This is a genomic window from Selenomonas sputigena, from assembly GCF_026015965.1.
In the GTDB taxonomy this organism is placed as follows: domain Bacteria; phylum Bacillota; class Negativicutes; order Selenomonadales; family Selenomonadaceae; genus Selenomonas.
In genome coordinates this window covers 1,493,916-1,510,678 of sequence record NZ_CP110383.1, presented here as the reverse complement: position 1 = coordinate 1,510,678, position 16,763 = coordinate 1,493,916, and the positions used below count along the sequence as shown (strand labels likewise).

18 protein-coding genes are annotated in these 16,763 nt (G+C 58.6%); 13 read left to right on the top strand and 5 right to left on the bottom strand.

Features of this window, described 5'->3' with window-relative positions:
• Positions 1-94: 94 nt before the first annotated feature.
• The gene (locus OL236_RS07370) at positions 95-1,399 is read right to left on the bottom strand and encodes a M18 family aminopeptidase (RefSeq protein ID WP_265070125.1); all 1,305 of its coding nucleotides are present in this window, start codon (positions 1,397-1,399) and stop codon (positions 95-97) included.
• 23 nt (positions 1,400-1,422) lie between these two features.
• Complete coding sequence (locus OL236_RS07365; protein ID WP_265070124.1) at positions 1,423-2,781, bottom strand: sodium:solute symporter family protein; 1,359 nt, start codon at positions 2,779-2,781, stop codon at positions 1,423-1,425.
• 203 nt (positions 2,782-2,984) lie between these two features.
• On the opposite strand from OL236_RS07365, the gene OL236_RS07360 reads away from it, so the two are divergent.
• From OL236_RS07360 to OL236_RS07345, 4 genes are all read left to right on the top strand, one after another.
• Positions 2,985-3,629, top strand: a complete 645-nt coding sequence (locus OL236_RS07360) for an NfeD family protein (protein ID WP_009647068.1) — start codon at positions 2,985-2,987, stop codon at positions 3,627-3,629.
• Positions 3,630-3,643: 14 nt separating this feature from the next.
• Positions 3,644-4,630 (top strand): flotillin-like protein FloA, encoded by a 987-nt coding sequence (gene floA / locus OL236_RS07355; protein WP_009647073.1) that lies wholly within the window; start codon positions 3,644-3,646, stop codon positions 4,628-4,630.
• Between the two features lie 27 nt (positions 4,631-4,657).
• Positions 4,658-5,125, top strand: a complete 468-nt coding sequence (locus OL236_RS07350; RefSeq protein WP_265070123.1) for a dihydropteroate synthase — start codon at positions 4,658-4,660, stop codon at positions 5,123-5,125.
• 120 nt (positions 5,126-5,245) lie between these two features.
• The gene (locus OL236_RS07345) at positions 5,246-6,124 is read left to right on the top strand and encodes an NAD(P)-dependent oxidoreductase (protein ID WP_265070122.1); all 879 of its coding nucleotides are present in this window, start codon (positions 5,246-5,248) and stop codon (positions 6,122-6,124) included.
• A 20-nt stretch (positions 6,125-6,144) separates the two neighbouring features.
• On the opposite strand, the gene OL236_RS07340 is transcribed toward OL236_RS07345, so the two are convergent.
• Entirely contained in the window at positions 6,145-6,546 is a 402-nt protein-coding gene (locus OL236_RS07340; protein ID WP_009647066.1) for a GtrA family protein, read from the bottom strand.
• A 100-nt stretch (positions 6,547-6,646) separates the two neighbouring features.
• On the opposite strand from OL236_RS07340, the gene OL236_RS07335 reads away from it, so the two are divergent.
• The 4 genes from OL236_RS07335 (at position 6,647) to OL236_RS07320 (ending at position 10,624) form a co-directional block, all read left to right on the top strand.
• Positions 6,647-8,443, top strand: a complete 1,797-nt coding sequence (locus tag OL236_RS07335; protein ID WP_265070121.1) for a heme NO-binding domain-containing protein — start codon at positions 6,647-6,649, stop codon at positions 8,441-8,443.
• Positions 8,444-8,540: 97 nt separating this feature from the next.
• The gene (locus OL236_RS07330) at positions 8,541-8,702 is read left to right on the top strand and encodes a rubredoxin (RefSeq protein WP_009647070.1); all 162 of its coding nucleotides are present in this window, start codon (positions 8,541-8,543) and stop codon (positions 8,700-8,702) included.
• A 188-nt stretch (positions 8,703-8,890) separates the two neighbouring features.
• Positions 8,891-9,859: a malate dehydrogenase gene (locus OL236_RS07325; protein WP_009647064.1), complete on the top strand. Its 969-nt coding sequence runs from the start codon at positions 8,891-8,893 to the stop codon at positions 9,857-9,859.
• Positions 9,860-9,967: 108 nt separating this feature from the next.
• Positions 9,968-10,624 (top strand): DUF4352 domain-containing protein, encoded by a 657-nt coding sequence (locus OL236_RS07320; protein WP_265070120.1) that lies wholly within the window; start codon positions 9,968-9,970, stop codon positions 10,622-10,624.
• A gap of 60 nt (positions 10,625-10,684) precedes the next feature.
• Here OL236_RS07320 and OL236_RS07315 read toward each other — a convergent pair whose 3' ends face one another.
• Complete coding sequence (locus OL236_RS07315; protein ID WP_265070119.1) at positions 10,685-11,380, bottom strand: nuclease-related domain-containing protein; 696 nt, start codon at positions 11,378-11,380, stop codon at positions 10,685-10,687.
• Between the two features lie 156 nt (positions 11,381-11,536).
• On the opposite strand from OL236_RS07315, the gene OL236_RS07310 reads away from it, so the two are divergent.
• Together OL236_RS07310 and tadA are read left to right on the top strand one after the other, a co-directional pair.
• Complete coding sequence (locus OL236_RS07310; RefSeq protein WP_265070118.1) at positions 11,537-11,818, top strand: rubrerythrin; 282 nt, start codon at positions 11,537-11,539, stop codon at positions 11,816-11,818.
• Positions 11,808-12,275, top strand: a complete 468-nt coding sequence (gene tadA, locus OL236_RS07305; protein WP_265070117.1) for a tRNA adenosine(34) deaminase TadA — start codon at positions 11,808-11,810, stop codon at positions 12,273-12,275. Before OL236_RS07310 ends, tadA begins: the two co-directional genes overlap by 11 nt.
• Before the next feature lie 50 nt (positions 12,276-12,325).
• On the opposite strand, the gene OL236_RS07300 is transcribed toward tadA, so the two are convergent.
• Complete coding sequence (locus OL236_RS07300; protein WP_009647063.1) at positions 12,326-13,030, bottom strand: hypothetical protein; 705 nt, start codon at positions 13,028-13,030, stop codon at positions 12,326-12,328.
• A gap of 175 nt (positions 13,031-13,205) precedes the next feature.
• Here OL236_RS07300 and hpnK point away from each other — a divergent pair, with 175 nt between their 5' ends.
• Genes hpnK through OL236_RS07285 form a run of 3 tightly spaced genes read left to right on the top strand, consistent with a single transcriptional unit; the run spans position 13,206 to position 16,723 of the window.
• Complete coding sequence (gene hpnK / locus OL236_RS07295; protein WP_265071803.1) at positions 13,206-14,051, top strand: hopanoid biosynthesis-associated protein HpnK; 846 nt, start codon at positions 13,206-13,208, stop codon at positions 14,049-14,051.
• A gap of 4 nt (positions 14,052-14,055) precedes the next feature.
• Complete coding sequence (locus OL236_RS07290) at positions 14,056-15,066, top strand: glycosyltransferase family 2 protein (RefSeq protein WP_265070116.1); 1,011 nt, start codon at positions 14,056-14,058, stop codon at positions 15,064-15,066.
• Positions 15,056-16,723, top strand: a complete 1,668-nt coding sequence (locus OL236_RS07285; RefSeq protein ID WP_265070115.1) for a DUF6056 family protein — start codon at positions 15,056-15,058, stop codon at positions 16,721-16,723. The genes OL236_RS07290 and OL236_RS07285 overlap by 11 nt, the downstream gene beginning before the upstream one ends.
• Positions 16,724-16,763 lie beyond the last annotated feature (40 nt).

The following is a 16,763-nucleotide window of genomic DNA, read 5'->3' as shown; positions in this document are numbered from 1 at the left end:
AAGACCGCGACGAAAGACGCCCCCGAGAGCCGAGGATGGCTTTCGGGGGCGTCTTTTCGTGTCTGCGGTTTCGCGCAGGATGGTATTTGCTTCTTCAAGCGAGAAACGCTTTGAGAAGCCGTTCAAGCGATTCTTGGTCGGCAGCGCCCATCGTCTCGCGCGCCGAGTGCATGGCGAGCATGGGCGCTCCGATGTCCATCGTGCGAACGGGGACGAAGGAGGAAGCGATGGCGCCGAGCGTCGAGCCGCCGCGGCTGTCGGCGCGGTTCACGAACCTCTGCCAGGGAATCTCATGCTCTTCGGCAAGCGCGCGCACGACGGCGGAGGCTTCGGCGTCTCCCGCATAGCTCTGCGACGCCGCCTGCTTGAGGACGACGCCTGCTGCGAGCGCGGGACGCACGACGGGATCGCTCTTCGCCGCGTGCGAAGGATGGACGGCGTGCGCCACGTCGACGGAGAGCAAAAAGCCGTCGGCGAGCGCACGGCAGACGGCGTCGCTTTCGCCCGAAAGGTCTTGATAGATGCGGCGCAGCACATCGCCGAGCACGGCGGAACCGGCACCCTGCTTCGTTCGGCTGCCGACCTCCTCGTTGTCGAAGAGCGCGATGAGGCGAATGCCCTGTGTGGGATGCGCTTCTTCGATGCCCTTGAGGCAGGCGAGCACGGAGGTGAGGTTGTCGAGCCTCGGCGAGGAGATGAATTCGTCGCGAAGTCCGAAGGTGCAGCCCGTCTCGCAAGGGTAAGCGCCGAGATCGTAGGAGAGGATGGCGTCCCGCTCTGTTTCGCAGGCTTCGGCGAGCCAAGCGAGGAAGAAGTCCTCTTCTGCGTCCTTACCGAGGAGCGCGGCGAGCGGCAGCATGTCTTTTTGCGCGTTCAGCGCGCCGTCTTTGTTGACGTCACGATCCATGTGGATGGCGAGGCTCGGGATCGTCATGAGCGGCTTTTGAAAGTCGACGAGCCGCACCTCGGGATGAAAGGCGTCCTTGCCGCGCAGCACAATTTTGCCCGCGAGCGAGAGCGGTCGGTCGAGCCAGGTGCGCAGGATGAGTCCGCCGTACGTTTCGACGTTGAGCGTGCCGCAGCCGTCGCGTGTCATGCCTGCCTCGGGCTTCAGGCGAAAGCACGGGAAGTCCGTGTGCGCCGCCGCCATAAGGAGAGGCGTGCCGTGGCTCTTGAGCGGCTTCTTGCCGACGACGAAGGCGAGGAGCGTCGAACCGTAGACGCGCAGGAAGTAGCGTCCGCCGGCGGCAAGACGCCACGAGTCCGCGGGCTTGAGTTCTTGAAAGCCCGCATGAAGAAGTCTCTTGGCGCTCTCCGCTACGACGTGGAAAGGGGAGGTCGAGCACTGGATGAAACCGAGCAGTTCTTCTGCCGCTGTGGGTATGGCTGTAGTTGTCATGAGAGATTCCTCCGTGTATGTCCTTAAAGCTTACGAATTCCCGGCAGGATGAGTGCCGCACTGACGATCAGCCCGATGAAGAGCGGATGGATGGCGCTTTCAAAGGCGGCTGCCGCCGTAGCGGCTGCCGTAGAAAGCAGCATGGAGGCGATGGCCCAGCGAGGGGAAAGCCGCTCAGGAAAGAAAATCGCCAGTGTCAGCGGCAGGAAGATGCCGCCGCCGCGAAGCGCCATCGACAGGTAGTTCCAGACGAGCACCTCGCTGTCGATGAAGCAGATGGCGAAGAGGGCGGCAAGCGCCATGACGAGGAGCACCATGAGACGGTTTAAGAGGAGAAGCCGACCTTCGCTCTTCACGGCGAGGAGCGGTGCGAATACGTCGTGCGAGAGCATTGTGCCGATGCCGAGCGAGAGTCCGCCGATGCTGCCGACGAGGGAAAGCACGATGCCGCCCATGGCGATGCTGCCGATGAGCGTTCCCGCGTGCGTAAAAAGGTAGGTGGGCAGTGCGAGGATGGGCGCGATGTCGGGCGCGGCCGCGTGCATGTAGATGCCGATGATCGAGCTCGGCAGCCCGACGGGGATGACAATGAGCGCGGCGGTGAATGCACCGACGGTTGCCGTGCGTGGGTTGGCGGCGGAGAAGATGGCCTGGATGTAGGACTGCGTGGAGATGATGCCGACGATGAGTGAGAGGAGTCCGGCGGCGATGCTCTGGGCGCCGGCATGTCCGAGGCTCCATGTACCGGACGCGAGCGGCGCCGCCGCTGTGAGCGCGGGAAGACCGCGCCAGGCGGTGACGCCTGCGAGACAAAGGCTCAGCCATAGGACGATCATCTTCAAGATGCCGCCGACGCCGGCGCTCTTCATGCCGCCGAAGAAGACGTAGCAGGCAACGAGGGTAATGAGGGCGAATGCCGCCGTGCCGTAGCCGACACCGAAGAGCGTGGAGATGAGATGAAGCCCCGGCAGCATGCTTGCAACGGCGCTGAAGAAGATGCCGACGGAGGAGACGAGGCTCGAAAAGACACTCGCGCTCTTGCCGTAGCGGATGCCGAGGAACTCGGGGATCGTTTCGAGCGAGGTGCGCCGCAAGGGTCTCGCATAGAAAAGCCCCATGACGACGAGAGCGATTCCTGTGCCGAGCGTGAACCACCACGCGGAAAGCCCGAGCGAGTAGGCGAGCTGCGCCGTGCCGACGGTCGCGCCGCCGCCGACGCAGGTGCCGGCGATCGTGCCTGCGACGAGCGGCGCACCAGCACTGCGCCCATTGAGGCTGAAGCCTTCCGCCGAGCGGATGGAGCGGGCGGCATAGAGACCGCTCGCGAGGACGAGTGCGATGGTCGCGAGCATGAGTGCAAGCTGTGTTGTAGAAATTGCCATAGAAAGTGAGCCTCCCAGAACGATTTTTGTCGGAAGATTTTCCTTTCTGCCATTATACGCCTACGAAAGTCGACAGGCAAATGATTCTTCCGTTGGCTTGTACTGGGCATTTTCTCCTGTGATTTTAAGGATTTTCGGCAGGTTTTTGTGTTTCTTCATGGAATAGATATAGGGAGAAGGTTCGTGAGAAAGGATGTGATCGTATGGAATTTGTCGGCGGGACTCCCGCCCTGCAGGTGCTCCTCGTCGCCGTGATCTTTCTTGCGGTGCTCATGGAGGTCAAGACGGGCGGCACGGGATTCGGCGTCTTGCTCGGACTCATTGCGGCGGGCGTCTTCTTCAGCAGTCAGTATGTGAAGGGACTCGTGAGTCTCTACGAGGTCGCCGTCTTTCTCGTGGGCATCCTTTTGATCGTAGCCGAGGTGCTCCTGCCTGCTACGGGCGTCTTGGGCGCTCTCGGCGTCGCGGCGATGCTCTACAGCGTCGTTCTCGCGCTTGGCGGCGACGTCAATGCCGTCTACGCGCTTTTTGCCGCATTCGCGCTCGCGCTTTTTCTCTTCGCACTCATCGCGCGCTTTCTGCCCGAGAGCCGCCTTTGGAAGAGGGTCGTGCTGCACGACGCTTCGACGAGTGCAAAGGGCTATGTGAGCGCTGAGGAGCGCACGGATCTCATCGGACGTGAAGCTCTTGTTCTGACCGACGTGCGTCCTGCCGGATCGATCCTCGTCGACGGCGTGCCCGTCGATGTCGTCTCCGAGGGCGCTTACATCGAGAAGGGCGAGCGCGTCTGTGTGACGGAGGTGCACGGCAGCCGCATCGTCGTGCGCCGCGTCAGGGAAAAGGATTGATTGGAGGGTTCTTTATGGAAGGCGTCATAGCATTGGCATTTCTTTTCGTCGTCGCTGTCCTCGTCGTCATGGTGTTCCTGCATTTCGTGCCCATTGGGCTTTGGATTTCGGCGATTGCGGCGAACGTTCCCGTGAACATCATCACGCTCATCGGCATGCGTATGCGCCGCGTGCCGCCCGGCAAGATCGTCATGCCGCTCATCAAGGCGAACAAGGCGGGGCTTGATGTGCAGGTCAACCAGCTCGAAGCGCACTACCTTGCGGGCGGCAACGTCGACAAGGTCGTCGACGCCCTGATTGCCGCGCACCGCGCGCAGATTCCCCTGCCGTTTGAGCGCTCGGCTGCCATCGATCTTGCGGGACGCGACGTGCTCGACGCCGTGCAGATGAGCGTCAATCCCAAGGTCATTGAGACGCCGATCGTCTCCGCCGTCGCCATGAATGGCATCGAGCTGAAAATCAAGGCGCGCGTGACCGTGCGCGCCAACATTGACCGCCTCGTCGGCGGCGCGGGCGAGCCGACAATCATCGCACGCGTCGGCGAGGGCATCGTCACGACGGTCGGTTCTTCGGCGAGCCACGGCGAGGTGCTCGCAAATCCCGACGTCATCTCGAAGACCGTGCTCGGCAAGGGGCTTGACGCAGGGACGGCGTTCGAGATCCTTTCGATCGACATCGCAGACGTCGATGTCGGGCGCAACATCGGCGCGGAGCTGCAGACCGATCAGGCCGAGGCCGACAAGCGCATCGCGCAGGCGAAGGCCGAGGAGCGCCGCGCCATGGCGGTCGCCAAGGAGCAGGAGATGAAGGCCTACACGCAGGAGATGGAAGCGAAGGTCGTCGAGGCGCAGGCGGAAGTGCCGCACGCGATGGCGGAAGCCTTGAAGAGCGGCAACCTCGGCGTCATGGACTACTACAACCTGCGCAACGTGCAGGCGGACACCGACATGCGCACGGCGATCAGCGAGGCGGGCGCGAATCCGCCGCATACGGCGAAGTAAGATGGAAGAGGGAAGGAGGCAGTCGGCATGAGCGTCACGGGCATCGTCCTCTTCGTCATATTCCTCCTCGTAAAAAGTCTGTTGGACAAGAAGAAAAAAGAGGCGCGTCGGCAGAAAGCGCCCGAATCCTCGGCATCTCCGGACGAAATGGGAGGAACGGCTGAAACGACGCAGGTCATGGCCGAGAATCCCGCAGAGGTGCGGGATTTGCTGCGCCGCTTCTTGGATGAGCGGGCGGCAGCGGTTGAGACGAGCGATGTACCGAGCGAGGCGCTCTCCGAAATCGAGTCTGCTTCTGCTGCCCGCTCGCCCGCTTCTCTGCGCCATGCGGAAAGCAGGGGGAAAAAGCTGCAGAATTCGCCGGAAGAGGCGGCGCGCCCCCGTGCCCTCGCGCTCGATCTTGCGCCCGCCGGCCTGCTGCAGGCGGTCGTGCTCGCCGAGATCATCGGGCGTCCCAAGGCGCAGCGCAGGCGGAGTCCGTATTTCCGTTCGTGAGAGGAGAGAAGAATCCACGACACTCCGCAGCAGCGGCAGGCGGCGGGGATTTGCAATATGTAGGAAACAGGAAGAAGCGTCCAGGAAAGTGCGGGACGTAACCGCGCTTTTCAAGGGAGGATGAATCGTATGGTAAGAGAAAACATCGGTTTTATCGGCACGGGCATCATGGGAAGCAGTATGGCGAGGAATCTCATGAAGGCCGGCTATCCCGTCAGCGTCTACACGCGCACGAAGGAAAAGGCAAAAAAACTCATTGAGGAAGGGGCGGCTTGGTCGGCCTCGCCGAAAGAACTGGCGAAGGAGGCGGACATCGTCATCTCCATCGTCGGCTACCCGAAGGACGTCGAGGAGATTTACCTGGGCGCTGAAGGCGTCCTCGCAGCGAAGGAGGGCGGCATCGTCATTGACATGACGACGTCAAGCCCTGCGCTCGCCAAGAAGATTTTCGCTGCGGCGAAGGAAAGGGGCGTCGCCGCGCTCGATGCGCCCGTCTCGGGCGGCGACATCGGCGCGAGGGACGCGACGCTCGCCATCATGGTCGGCGGAGAGCAAGAAGCATTCGAGAGGTGCAAAGACCTCTTCGCCGCCATGGGAAAGACCGCGCATTATTTCGGTGCGGCGGGCAGCGGGCAGTTCGTCAAGATGAGCAACCAGATCGCCATCGCCTCGAACATGCTCGGCGTCGCCGAGGCCATGGCGTATGCGAAGAAGAGCGGCTTGGACGCTCTGGCGGTGCAGCAGACGATTGCAGGCGGCGCGGCAGGCTCATGGTCGCTGACGAACCTCGCGCCGAAGATGCTCGCGGGCGACTGGTCGCCGGGCTTCTTCATCAAGCATTTCCTCAAGGACATGCGCATCGCCGTCGAATCGGCTGAGGAGATGGGGCTTGACCTTCCGGGGCTCAAACTCGCCAAGAAGCTCTACGAGGAGCTTTCCGCGCGAGGCATGGAAGACTGCGGCACGCAGGCGATCTTTTGCTGGTACGAAGGCGAATGAAGGAGCTTTTTGAGGGCGGCTCACTTCCTGCCGAAGGCGAAGAGCTTTACGGCGAGGAAGGTGATGGGCACGCCGAGGACGGCGGCTAATATGAAAGCCGCGAGACTGGGAAAGCCGAGCTGGTTGTAGAAGAGGAAGACGATGACGTTCTGAATCACATAGTTCGGAATATAGGAAATCGCGAACTTCACACACTTTTCAAGCGTCATCGGTTCGTGGAAGATCAAGCGGCTGTTGAGCGCGTAGGCGATGATGTTTGCGAGGATGTAGCCGATGTTGAACGCGAGATTCGTATCGACGAGAAGCTCGAAAATTTTGGCGAGCAGACTGCCGTTGAACGTGTTGAGGCAGCCGACGGCGAGAAACAATAGGAACTCGCGTGTGAAGAAGTGACGGCGCATCGTCTTGGAAAATGCGGACATGAAAATCCTCCCCTTGCTGTTTGTTGTCAGTATAGCATAAGAAGGGCAGGAGAGGAAAGGAAATGCGCCGCAGGATATGATGAAAGAAGAGGAGCGGATCATGAAGGGAACTGTTGTGGCGACGTGGATGGATACGGCGCAGAAGCTTTGGGATGGAACGGCCGTCCAAGAATCATGCCGGGAGGCGGGATGGGCGCCGGGCCGCATCTTCACCCCGTTGGAAGATGTGCCGGACAGTGAGATTCGCACCTTTGTCGATGCTCTGGCAAGGCATACGGGGCAGACGCCGGATGATGTTTGGTACGAAGTGGGGCGCGACAACATCCTGACCTTTGCTGCTGTATATCCGTCCTTTTTTGAAGGCAAGAACATCTATACGTTCCTCGCGTCCATTTACAATGTGCATGTGGAAATCGTCAAGAAGATTCCGGGCGCGAATCCGCCGCTCTTGAAGGTGACGCCGCTGTCCGAGCACGAGGCGGAGCTTCTTTACAAGTCGAAGCGCAGCCTCATCCCGTACTTCCGCGGCCTGTTGAAGGGCGCGATCGACTACTTCAAGGAACCGGTCGAGGTCGAGGTAGTGGAGGAAGGGAACGGCGTCGTGCGCCTGCGGCTGCGCTTCAAGGAGCGCATATTGGAAAAGCGGAGATTTTCGTTCAGCTGTGCGCTTGGCCTGTTTTCTCGCTCGTTGCCCGTCAAGTTCGCCGTCATGTCTTTCGCCGCTTCGCTCGTGCTCAGCGTGCTCTTTTGGCTTTTCGGCACATCTTCTGTCGTATTCGCCTTTCCTCTTCTCATGGGTGTCGTGGGCGGCGCCGGCGCGTTTTTGCTGCTCGCACCGCTGCGTCTTTTGCGCCGCGAGCTTGCGGACATCGCCGAGCATCGCTTCTCCGCTGATCTCGTGCTGACCTCGCGCGATGAATTTGAGGAGCTGGGGGCGCTGATCGACGCCTACAAGAAGTCGGTGCGTGCAGACTTCACTGGATTTCGCGGCATGGGGGATGAGCTCATCGCCTATGGCGGCAAGTTCAATGAACTGGCGAGCAACATGAGTCATGCCTCCGCCCACATCGCGGAGGTCGTCGACAGCGTGTCGGAAGCGACGACAGAGAGCGCTTCTTCGACGGGGCAGGTGGCCGAGGTTCTGAACCGAAACGTCGAGGCGCTGCAGCAGGTCGTCTCCTCGCAGGAGAAGAACAATCGGAGCCTTGCGGAAGCCGTGGAAAATGTGGCGCGCGGCTTCGACGGCGTGCGCGCCTCCAGCGATGCGCTGGGCAGGAGCATGGAAAACTTCGCCGCCGTGCGCAACGCTGCCGACTCCTTGAAGAGCGAGACGGAGAAGATCATCTCCATCGCCAACATGGTGACGGAAATCGCCTCGCAGACGAATCTCCTCGCCCTCAACGCTTCGGTCGAAGCGGCGCGCGCCGGCGAGCAGGGCAGGGGCTTTGCCGTCGTCGCGCAGGAGATCGGCAAGCTCGCCGCCGAATCGCGCGATCAGGCGGACACGATCACATCCGACGTGCGCAACATCACGCGCATCATCAATGACGTCGTCGCGAGCATCGACACGGAATACCATGCGCTCGGCAAGGAGAGCGGCGAACTCGTGCAGGTCGTCGAGAGCAACAACGCTTTCGTCGCGAACATCCGCGAGGTGTCGGCGAGCATCGGCGGCATCATAGAGCGTCTCAACGACGAGATGAGACGCATGAATGACGCCATCGGGCAGGTGAAAAACGTCGCAGGTCTTTCCGAGGAGAATTCCGCTGCAGCAAAGTCCGTCAACGAGACGGTGAGCGACCATCACGGGAAGCTGCAGGACATGATGGAAAAGATCCAAGATTTCCAAAAGATCGCCGTGTCGTTCACGGACGACATCAAGAATTTCAAAATATGATTTTCAAAACGCTTGCTTTGTCTGACCGTGCATAGTATCATAGGAGCGTAGCGGGGCGCTGCCCCGAAGATTTCATTCTGACAAGGAGGAATTTCTTATGAAAACTTGGACTTGCACGGTCTGCGGCTGGGTGTACGATGAGGCGAAGGGCGATCCCGACTATGATCTCGCTCCGGGCGTGAAGTTTGAAGATCTGCCGGAGGACTTCGTCTGTCCCTTGTGCGGTGTGGGCAAGGATATGTTTGAAGAACAAGCATAGCCTTTGCGCATACTGATAAATGGGAGTAATGATTTCATCAAAATTTGCATGAAACAAATTGATTATTTCTGTAAATTTTGGTATAATCAAAGGCGATGAACTTGGGTTTTACTTATTATCCAAGCACTGGAGATGCGTCCCGGCAAGTGGGGGATGTCTCGCCGAATTTCAAAGGAGGCAGATTTTACATGAAAGTAACAGTTGTTGGTGCAGGTAATGTCGGAGCTACCGTTGCGAACGTTCTTGCGACGAAGGCGTTCTGCAGCGAGGTTGTCCTCGTTGACATCAAGGAAGGCGTGCCTGAAGGCAAGGCCATCGACATCATGCAGACGGCTCACATGCTGAACTTTGACACGACGGTGAAGGGCGTCACGGCTCTGCCGGACGATCCGAACGGCTATGCTCCTACGGCGGGCTCCGAGGTCGTCGTCATCACGTCCGGCATGCCGCGCAAGCCGGGCATGAGCCGCGAGGATCTGATCGGCGTCAACGCAAAGATCGTCAAGAGCGTTGTCGATCAGGCTCTGAAGTTCTCCCCCGATGCGTACTTCATCATCATCTCCAACCCGATGGACGCCATGACGTACTTGGCGCTGAAGGATTCCGGCCTGCCGCGCAACCGCATCCTCGGTCAGGGCGGTATGCTCGACAGCAGCCGTTTCCGCTATTACCTCTCCGTCGCATTGACGGAAGCCGGCTATCCTGCGACGCCGACGGACATCGACGGCATGGTTCTGGGCGGCCACAGCGACAAGACGATGGTTCCGCTCGTAAGCCATGCTACGCTGCGCGGCGTTCCCGTGACGCAGCTCCTCTCGAAGGAAGCGCTGACGGACGTCGTCGAGAAGACGAAGGTCGGCGGCGCAACGCTCACGAAGCTCCTCGGCACGTCCGCATGGATGGCTCCGGGCGCTGCGGCGGCGATGATGGTCGAGGCGATCGCTCTCGATGCGAAGAAGCTCATCCCGTGCTGCGTCGGTTTGGACGGCGAGTACGGCGAGAAGGATCTCGCGATTGGCGTGCCTGTCATCCTCGGCAAGGGCGGCTGCGAGAAGATCATCGAGGTCAAGTTCTCCGACGAGGAGAAGGCGAAGTTCGAGGAGAGCGTCGCTGCTGCACGCAACACGAACTCGAAGCTCGGCGATGCGCTGAAGTAATCTCTCATACGTCAAAAAAGCTCCTGCATCTTGCGGGAGCTTTTTCTTTGGAAAAATGGCTTTTTTGACGATATAATGTCATAAGAGTGGAAAAAGGGGAGTGGATGTATGAAGGCTTTGGCAGGGAGATTCGCCGCCATCACGCTGGCGGCTGTCGTCCTTTGCGTTGGCGGCTATTGGTTCTTCTTTGCGGGCGGCAGTGCAAGGCTTCTTGCAGGCAGTTCGCAGCAGGCGGCGAGCACATCGTCTCAGGAGAAGGCGCAGGAAGGGAAGGCGGCGAAGGGCGGCGAAGCGGCCGCTGTGGACGCCAAGGACGTGAAGGAAGCGCAGGAAAAGGCGAAGGAAGAAGCGGACAAGGAAAAGGAAAAGAAGGAAGGTAAGAGTCCGTATTCGCTGCAGGTCATGATCGTGGAGGCGAAGCGCGCCGAATCGATCGAGGGCGCGAAGGAGGATGGGCCATTCCTCATCGTCAAGGCTTCGATCGCGAATGCTGACAAGCAGCCCGTGAGCGTCGTGCCGCAGGGAATATCGCTCACGGACAGCGATCAGGAGCGTCACAGTGTATCGAAGGACGGTATGGCGGCTCTCGCTGCGCGACAGACGCCCGTGTTCAACGCCGTCGACATCCCACCGGGGGCAGCGGCGACGGCGAGCCTCGTCTTCAAGCTCGATGCGGACGAGCATCCCTCCGTGCTGACGATCCAGCCTGCAGGCGGAGGCGACGTGATGAAGTTCCATCTGCCGGAAAGTGTGAAAGGGATATGAAAAAAGGAGCCGGTCGGCTCCTTTTTTCCTGCACGCAAAGCGAGTGCTGGCGTGCGCAGGTTACAGTCGTTCCGCGAGCGCTGCGGCAACCGTTTTCTGTTCTTCATCGGACAGCGGATGCTCGTCGGGGAAGCTCTTGATATGCTCGAGCACCGCCTCTTCCGACGTGTAGCAGCCCTCGATCTGTTCTTCGAATTCTGCACGCGTGAAGCAGACGCTGCCGTCGATCCACGGGCGAACGCCGCAGGAGGCGAGGTACGACTGCAGTTCGCGGATGTTGCGCTTCATCTGCTGCAGGGGATTCTTCATCGGCACGCGATACGGCGTGCCCTTGCTGCCGACCTTGTGACGAATCCAGTCGCTGCCTGCCGTCGGCTCGATCTTGCCCGAGCGCGTCTTGACGTCGACGATGAAGACGCCGTTCGCTCCGACGATGACAGCATCGAGGTTCGTGCGCACGCCGATGCTCACGTTCGTGAAGATCTGGAAGGATTCGGGCAGACTCTTGAGAAATTCGACTTTTTCCGAACTTTTCATCGTGGCCGCCTTCGGTCCGCGTGCACTGCTTCCGGCGGCCAGCGTGACGACGGCGAGAATGATTCCTGTGAAGATGTAGAGCGCGTAGGGATCGGGCTCAAGGAAGACGAGTCCTGCGAGCCAGAGCAGGAAGACGATGAGGCAGACTGCCGCGAGGAAACGGTAGGTAAGCTGCGCCGTATTGGCAGGAAGTGTGTTTTGTGGTTGAACTGTGGTCATGAATGACTCCTTTCTTGGAGAAATCTAATAAGACAAAAAGCCTAAAAAACGTAGGTTTTTTATTAAGGTGCAGACTATTTTGAACGATATAAGGGGCATAAGGGAAAACGATTTTCCTTTGATGGAATCCTTTTTCATTTTCAGGAGGTGTCCGCCATGATTGACAAGGTTGAAAAGATCGCACGCATGAAGGGCGCCGTCTATGATGTACGTCGCCGCGAGGCGAAGGACGGCGAGAGCGGGAACAAGAAGGAAAACTTCAAGCGCATGCTCGAGTCGGCGATGGAGAAGAATAAGAAGAATCGCGAGGAAAGGGAGAAAGAGGCGGAGCAAGACGCCTATCATCTCGATGTGCACCGCGCTACGCAGTCGCTCTTCTATCGGAACCGGCAGGCGCTTGACCTGCGCGGGCTTGTGAGTCGAATTCATGCTGGATGACGTCACTTTTATGAAGGAGGCGCTCAAGGAGGCGCAGGAGGCCTTCCAAGCGGGCGAGGTGCCCATTGGCGCCGTGCTCGTCGATGCGGCTGGCACGGTCGTCGCGCGTGCGCACAATATGCGCGAAACTTGGCACGACGGCACGGCACATGCCGAGATCATCGCTCTGCAGGAAGCGGCGAAGAAGCTTGGCCGCTGGCGCCTTTCGGGGCTGACGCTCTACGTTACGATCGAGCCTTGCCCGATGTGTGCGGGCGCGCTCGTCATGAGCCGCGTCGATCGCGTCGTCTACGGTGCAACGGATGCAAAGGCGGGCGCGTGCGAGTCGCTTTTCAACATCGTCTGCCATCCCGCGCTCAACCATCAGCTGGAGATGCGTGCAGGCGTCCTAGAGGACGAATGCAGAGCCATCATGAAGCGATTCTTCGGGCAGCGGCGCAAAAAAGCAGTGCTTTGAAGAATCGTGCGAATCAAGCGTTCGATGCGCCCGAGTAATCGGATGCTTTCTTAAATATCCCAGGCAAGAAGCTCGGGGCGCGGTGTTGCGCGGTCAATTTCGTTCAAGATCCAAGAGGCGTTCTCATGCGTGGCGGAGAACGCCTTTTCGAGTGCGTCTTCGTATTCTGCGGGAATCTCCATCTCGTGAAGCGCCATGTGCATGTAGTCCTTTGCGACGAGGACGACGCCGCGCTCGGCGGCGAGCTGTGCCTTGAAGCGGTAGCCGTAATAGAGATAGCTGTTGTGCTTGACAGGAATATTCTCGTAGGCGGCGATGCGCTCATCACATTCGGCTTCGGCTTCGGCGGCGCGTCCCATCGCGTGCAGGATGTTCCAACGCGCTGCCCAAAGCTCGCCGCGCAGGATGAACTTGTAGAGATAGTCCGTCTCTTCAGCAAGCTCGATCGCGAGGTTTATATGGGTGAGCGCATCTTCGTTCTCCTTCGCCGCATGCTCGATTTCGCTGAGGCGCTGCAGGGCGAAGATCTTTTCTTCGATATCCTCGCTGTTTCCCTCGTCGACGTCCTCATCGAGAACGGAGCAGAAAAGCTCCCGCGCCTCCTGGGCTTTGCCGATTTCCTGCATGGCAAGAAAATGGCCGAGCCGTGCGCGCGCATGCCAGTCGCCGAAGCCGCTCGCAAAAAGCGCCTCGGGCGGTTTCCTCTTGCTCGCGAGCACAAGGGCGACGAGCGCATCAAAATCCTCTTTTGTCACGGATGAATCCTCCCTTGAATCTCTCATATACACTTTTATATTCGACCTTTTTATATTCGACCTTCGCCTGCGATTCCCTGCCGTTTGCAAAACATCTTCTTCTTGCGGTATAATCAAGATGTACGAAGGAAAAAATCTGTCCTGTATGAATGGATGTGAGGAAATATTGAAGCGGATGATCGTCAATGCCGATGATTTCGGTCGCCATGTGCGCATCAATGAGGCGGTGGAAAAGGGTGTCGAGATGGGCGTGCTGCGTTCGGCGACGCTGATGGCGGGCGGCGCGGCGTTCGAGGACGCAGCGGAGCGCGTGCGACGCCTGCCGAAACTCGGTCTTGGCATACACTTCACGCTGGTCGATGGTTTTCCCGTCCTGCCACCCGAGGAGATTCCGTCACTCGTCGATGAAAGCGGCGTCTTTTTGCCGAACTATGGCGCTTTTTCCAAGCGCTATGCGAAGGGCGGCGTGCACCTGGCGGAGGTGCGCGCCGAGCTTGCCGCGCAGTTGAAAAAGTTTGAGGCGGCGGGACTTTCGCTCGATCATGCCGACAGCCATCAGCACATGCACGTCCTGCCGGGAATCATCGAAATCGTCATCGGGCTTTGCCGCGAGGCGGGGATCCCCGCGCTTCGCGCACCGTTTGCGCCGCTCTTTGCCGGAAAGTTCGGCGGCATCGGCCAGTTCGCAGGCCGCGCCGGACTTGCGCTCCTCGCGAGGAACGCCGCGAGTCTGGCGAGGAAGGCGGGGATTTTTGTGCCCAATCATTTTGCGGGCATCGTCGCGGGCGAGGCCGTCGATGAGACGGAGCTGCTTCATGCGATCAAGAACCTTCGAGAGGGTGTGACCGAGGTCATGATGCATCCGGGCACGGCGAATGAGGAAATCGTGCGCGCCTCGGGTTGGCAGCACGACTTCGAAGCGGAGCTTGGCGCGATCCTCTCGCCGAAGGTCGCGAAGCTGGCGGCAGAAGAGGGCGTTGAGATCGTGAACTTTCAGGCATTGGGAAAGGGGATGATATAGATTCATGGACAAGATCGTGATCGTTGTTCCCTGTTACAATGAGCAAGAGGTTTTGCGGCAGTTTTATGCGAAGCTATCGAATGTGCTGCGGGATTTGCACGATTGTTCTTTTTCCTGCCTTTTTGTGGATGATGGAAGTACGGATGATACCTTGCAGATCCTGCGGGAACTTTCCGCAGGAGATCCGAATGTTCACTATAGAAGTCTTTCACGCAATTTTGGTAAGGAGTCAGCAATGCTGGCTGGTCTTGATGCTGCCGAGGGAGATGCTGTCATCCTCATGGATGCAGATCTCCAGCATCCGCCAGAGCGTATTCCCGAGATGATTTCTTGGTGGCGCAAGGGTTATGACGATGTATGCATGAAGCGCACGGATCGAAGTGATGAGACTGTTTTTAAGCGTACGATGACAAATCTTTTTTATCGTATTCTTCAGGCTGTCAGCCGCTGTGAGATACAACGCAATGTGGGAGATTTCCGCCTTTTGGATCGCCGCTGCGTTGCTGCATTGCGCCTTATGCGCGAGAATCAGCGATTTACGAAAGGGCTCTTCACGTGGATTGGTTTTCGCAAGAAGGAACTCTCGTTCCATGTGCAGCCGAGGGCGGCAGGAAAGACGACTTGGAATTATTTTGCACTTTATAATCTCGCTGTAGAAGGTTTGACCTCGTTTACAACAGCGCCTTTGCGTATGACGACTTTTTTGGGACTGGCCGTCTCGCTTCTCGCTATATCTTATATGTTTGTCGTCCTTATCAATGCGCTGCTTTATGGCGATCCCGTGGCTGGTTATCCGACGCTGATGACGGTGATGCTTTTTTTGGGCGGAGTGCAGTTGCTTTCCCTTGGAATTATGGGAGAGTATTTGAGCCGTGTCTTTATGGAGAGCAAGCAACGCCCGATTTATCTCGTTGCAGAAGCCGATGGCAAAAAAATCTTGTATACGCCGTCAGATCCTCTGGAGAGACAGATCGCGAGTTCTTGGGAGGAAGGGAGTCGCTCGGATGAGACGTAATGAATTTTGGCGTACTGTGCTCGTGGCAGCTGTTATCTTCCTGCTGATGTATGGACTCAATCATCTGATGCCATTGCATCGTGATGATTATGACTACTCGATGATTTGGCTGACGCATGAGCATATCATATCCTTTTCCGATGTAGTGGAATCTCTTTGGCGTCACTATCTCTTTCACGGTGGACGTATGGTGACGGTATTCTGCCTCGATCTGTTCCTGTGGGGCGGGAAGGGGCTCTTTGATTTTGCCAATGCGTTGGTGTTTCTTGCCTTTATTGTGCTGCTTGTGATTCATGCCCGACGCGATTGGAGATTCTGGCAGGAGCCGGGGCTCCTAGCTGTCATGGGAATTCTCGCCTGGCTCGCGCTTCCTCATTTTGGAGAAGTAGCTGTGTGGAAGAGCGGGTCGACGGTTTACCTTTGGTCGTCTGTTTTTGCCGCCCTCTTTCTCGTGCCGTACAATCTTCATTGCAAAACAATCGATAAGGGAGATACGCCTGCAAGACATTGGCTCATCGCGCCGATGTTTGCGCTTGGCGTCCTGGCGGGTTGGTCGGTGGAAAACCTTGCCGTTACGGTGTTCGTATTGGCGGCGGGACTTTCTTGGTGGGCGAGGCGCAAGGGCGACTTGCCCCTTTGGATGCCGGCGGGGGCTTTCGGCGCACTCGCAGGACTCGTGCTGCTCGTGGCGGCGCCCGGTAATTTCGTGCGCTACGACGCGCAGGGAAGCGGCAAAGGAATCTTCACCCATATCGGCAACCAGTTTGCGGGAAACGGTGAGATGGTACTTTATCTCCTGCCCGTCATCTTGCTGCTGATCGCCGCGGGACGGATCTATCGACTGCATCTTGCGGAGGATGCAAGGGCTGGCGGTGAGACGGCGGAACCTTCCGGGCAAGCTTTTGGCTGGGGCAGGATGCTTTGCCTTGCCGTCATTGTTCTGCTCGTCGTTTCTTATTTCAACGGCAGCTTCTTTGCCAATGTGCTGCGCGATTTTCTCGTCGCCCATGTGCTCGCACCGCTGGGGCTTGATAAGCCACGCACCGTCGAGCACTTTACCAATGTCATGGCAGGATTCGAGGAGATGGCGATCTATTGGCTCGCGATCTTCTTCTTCTACAGTCTCTTGAAGCGTGCTCTGGGTTTCTCGCATGAAACGCTTGCCAGTGCTCGAACGGTTCCGTGGCGCAGTGTGCTCCATGCTTTTCCTGCAGCACGCTATGCGACGTTCCTCATCGCGCTGGCGCTTTTCAACAACTTTGTCATGATTGCCGCGCCGACATTTCCGGCGCGGGCGACTTTCAGCTCCGTCGCCATGATCCTCATCGCCGCCTGTGCCGTGCTGCGCGATCCTGTCGTCCGCGACTGCCTGTGGAATCGCGCGAAGAAGACGCTCCTGGTGGCATCTCTATCCATCGGCCTCTTCACGATGACCGCTGCGCTCTTCATTACGGCGGCGATGCAGCAGGAGAACGACGTGCGCCTCGCCATCGTCAAGCAGGCAGCAGAAAATGGCGAGGAGATCGCCTATATGAAACCCATCCTTTTGAAAAATCGCGCTCTGCGCCACGTCTTCTTCGTCGACTTTGACAACGGCGTGACGAAGGATGGCCTTTGTCAGTATTACGGCATCAAGGACATTCGTGTGGAACGATAATGAAATGAGAAGACCTCGGACTTGAACTTGCAGTCCGAGG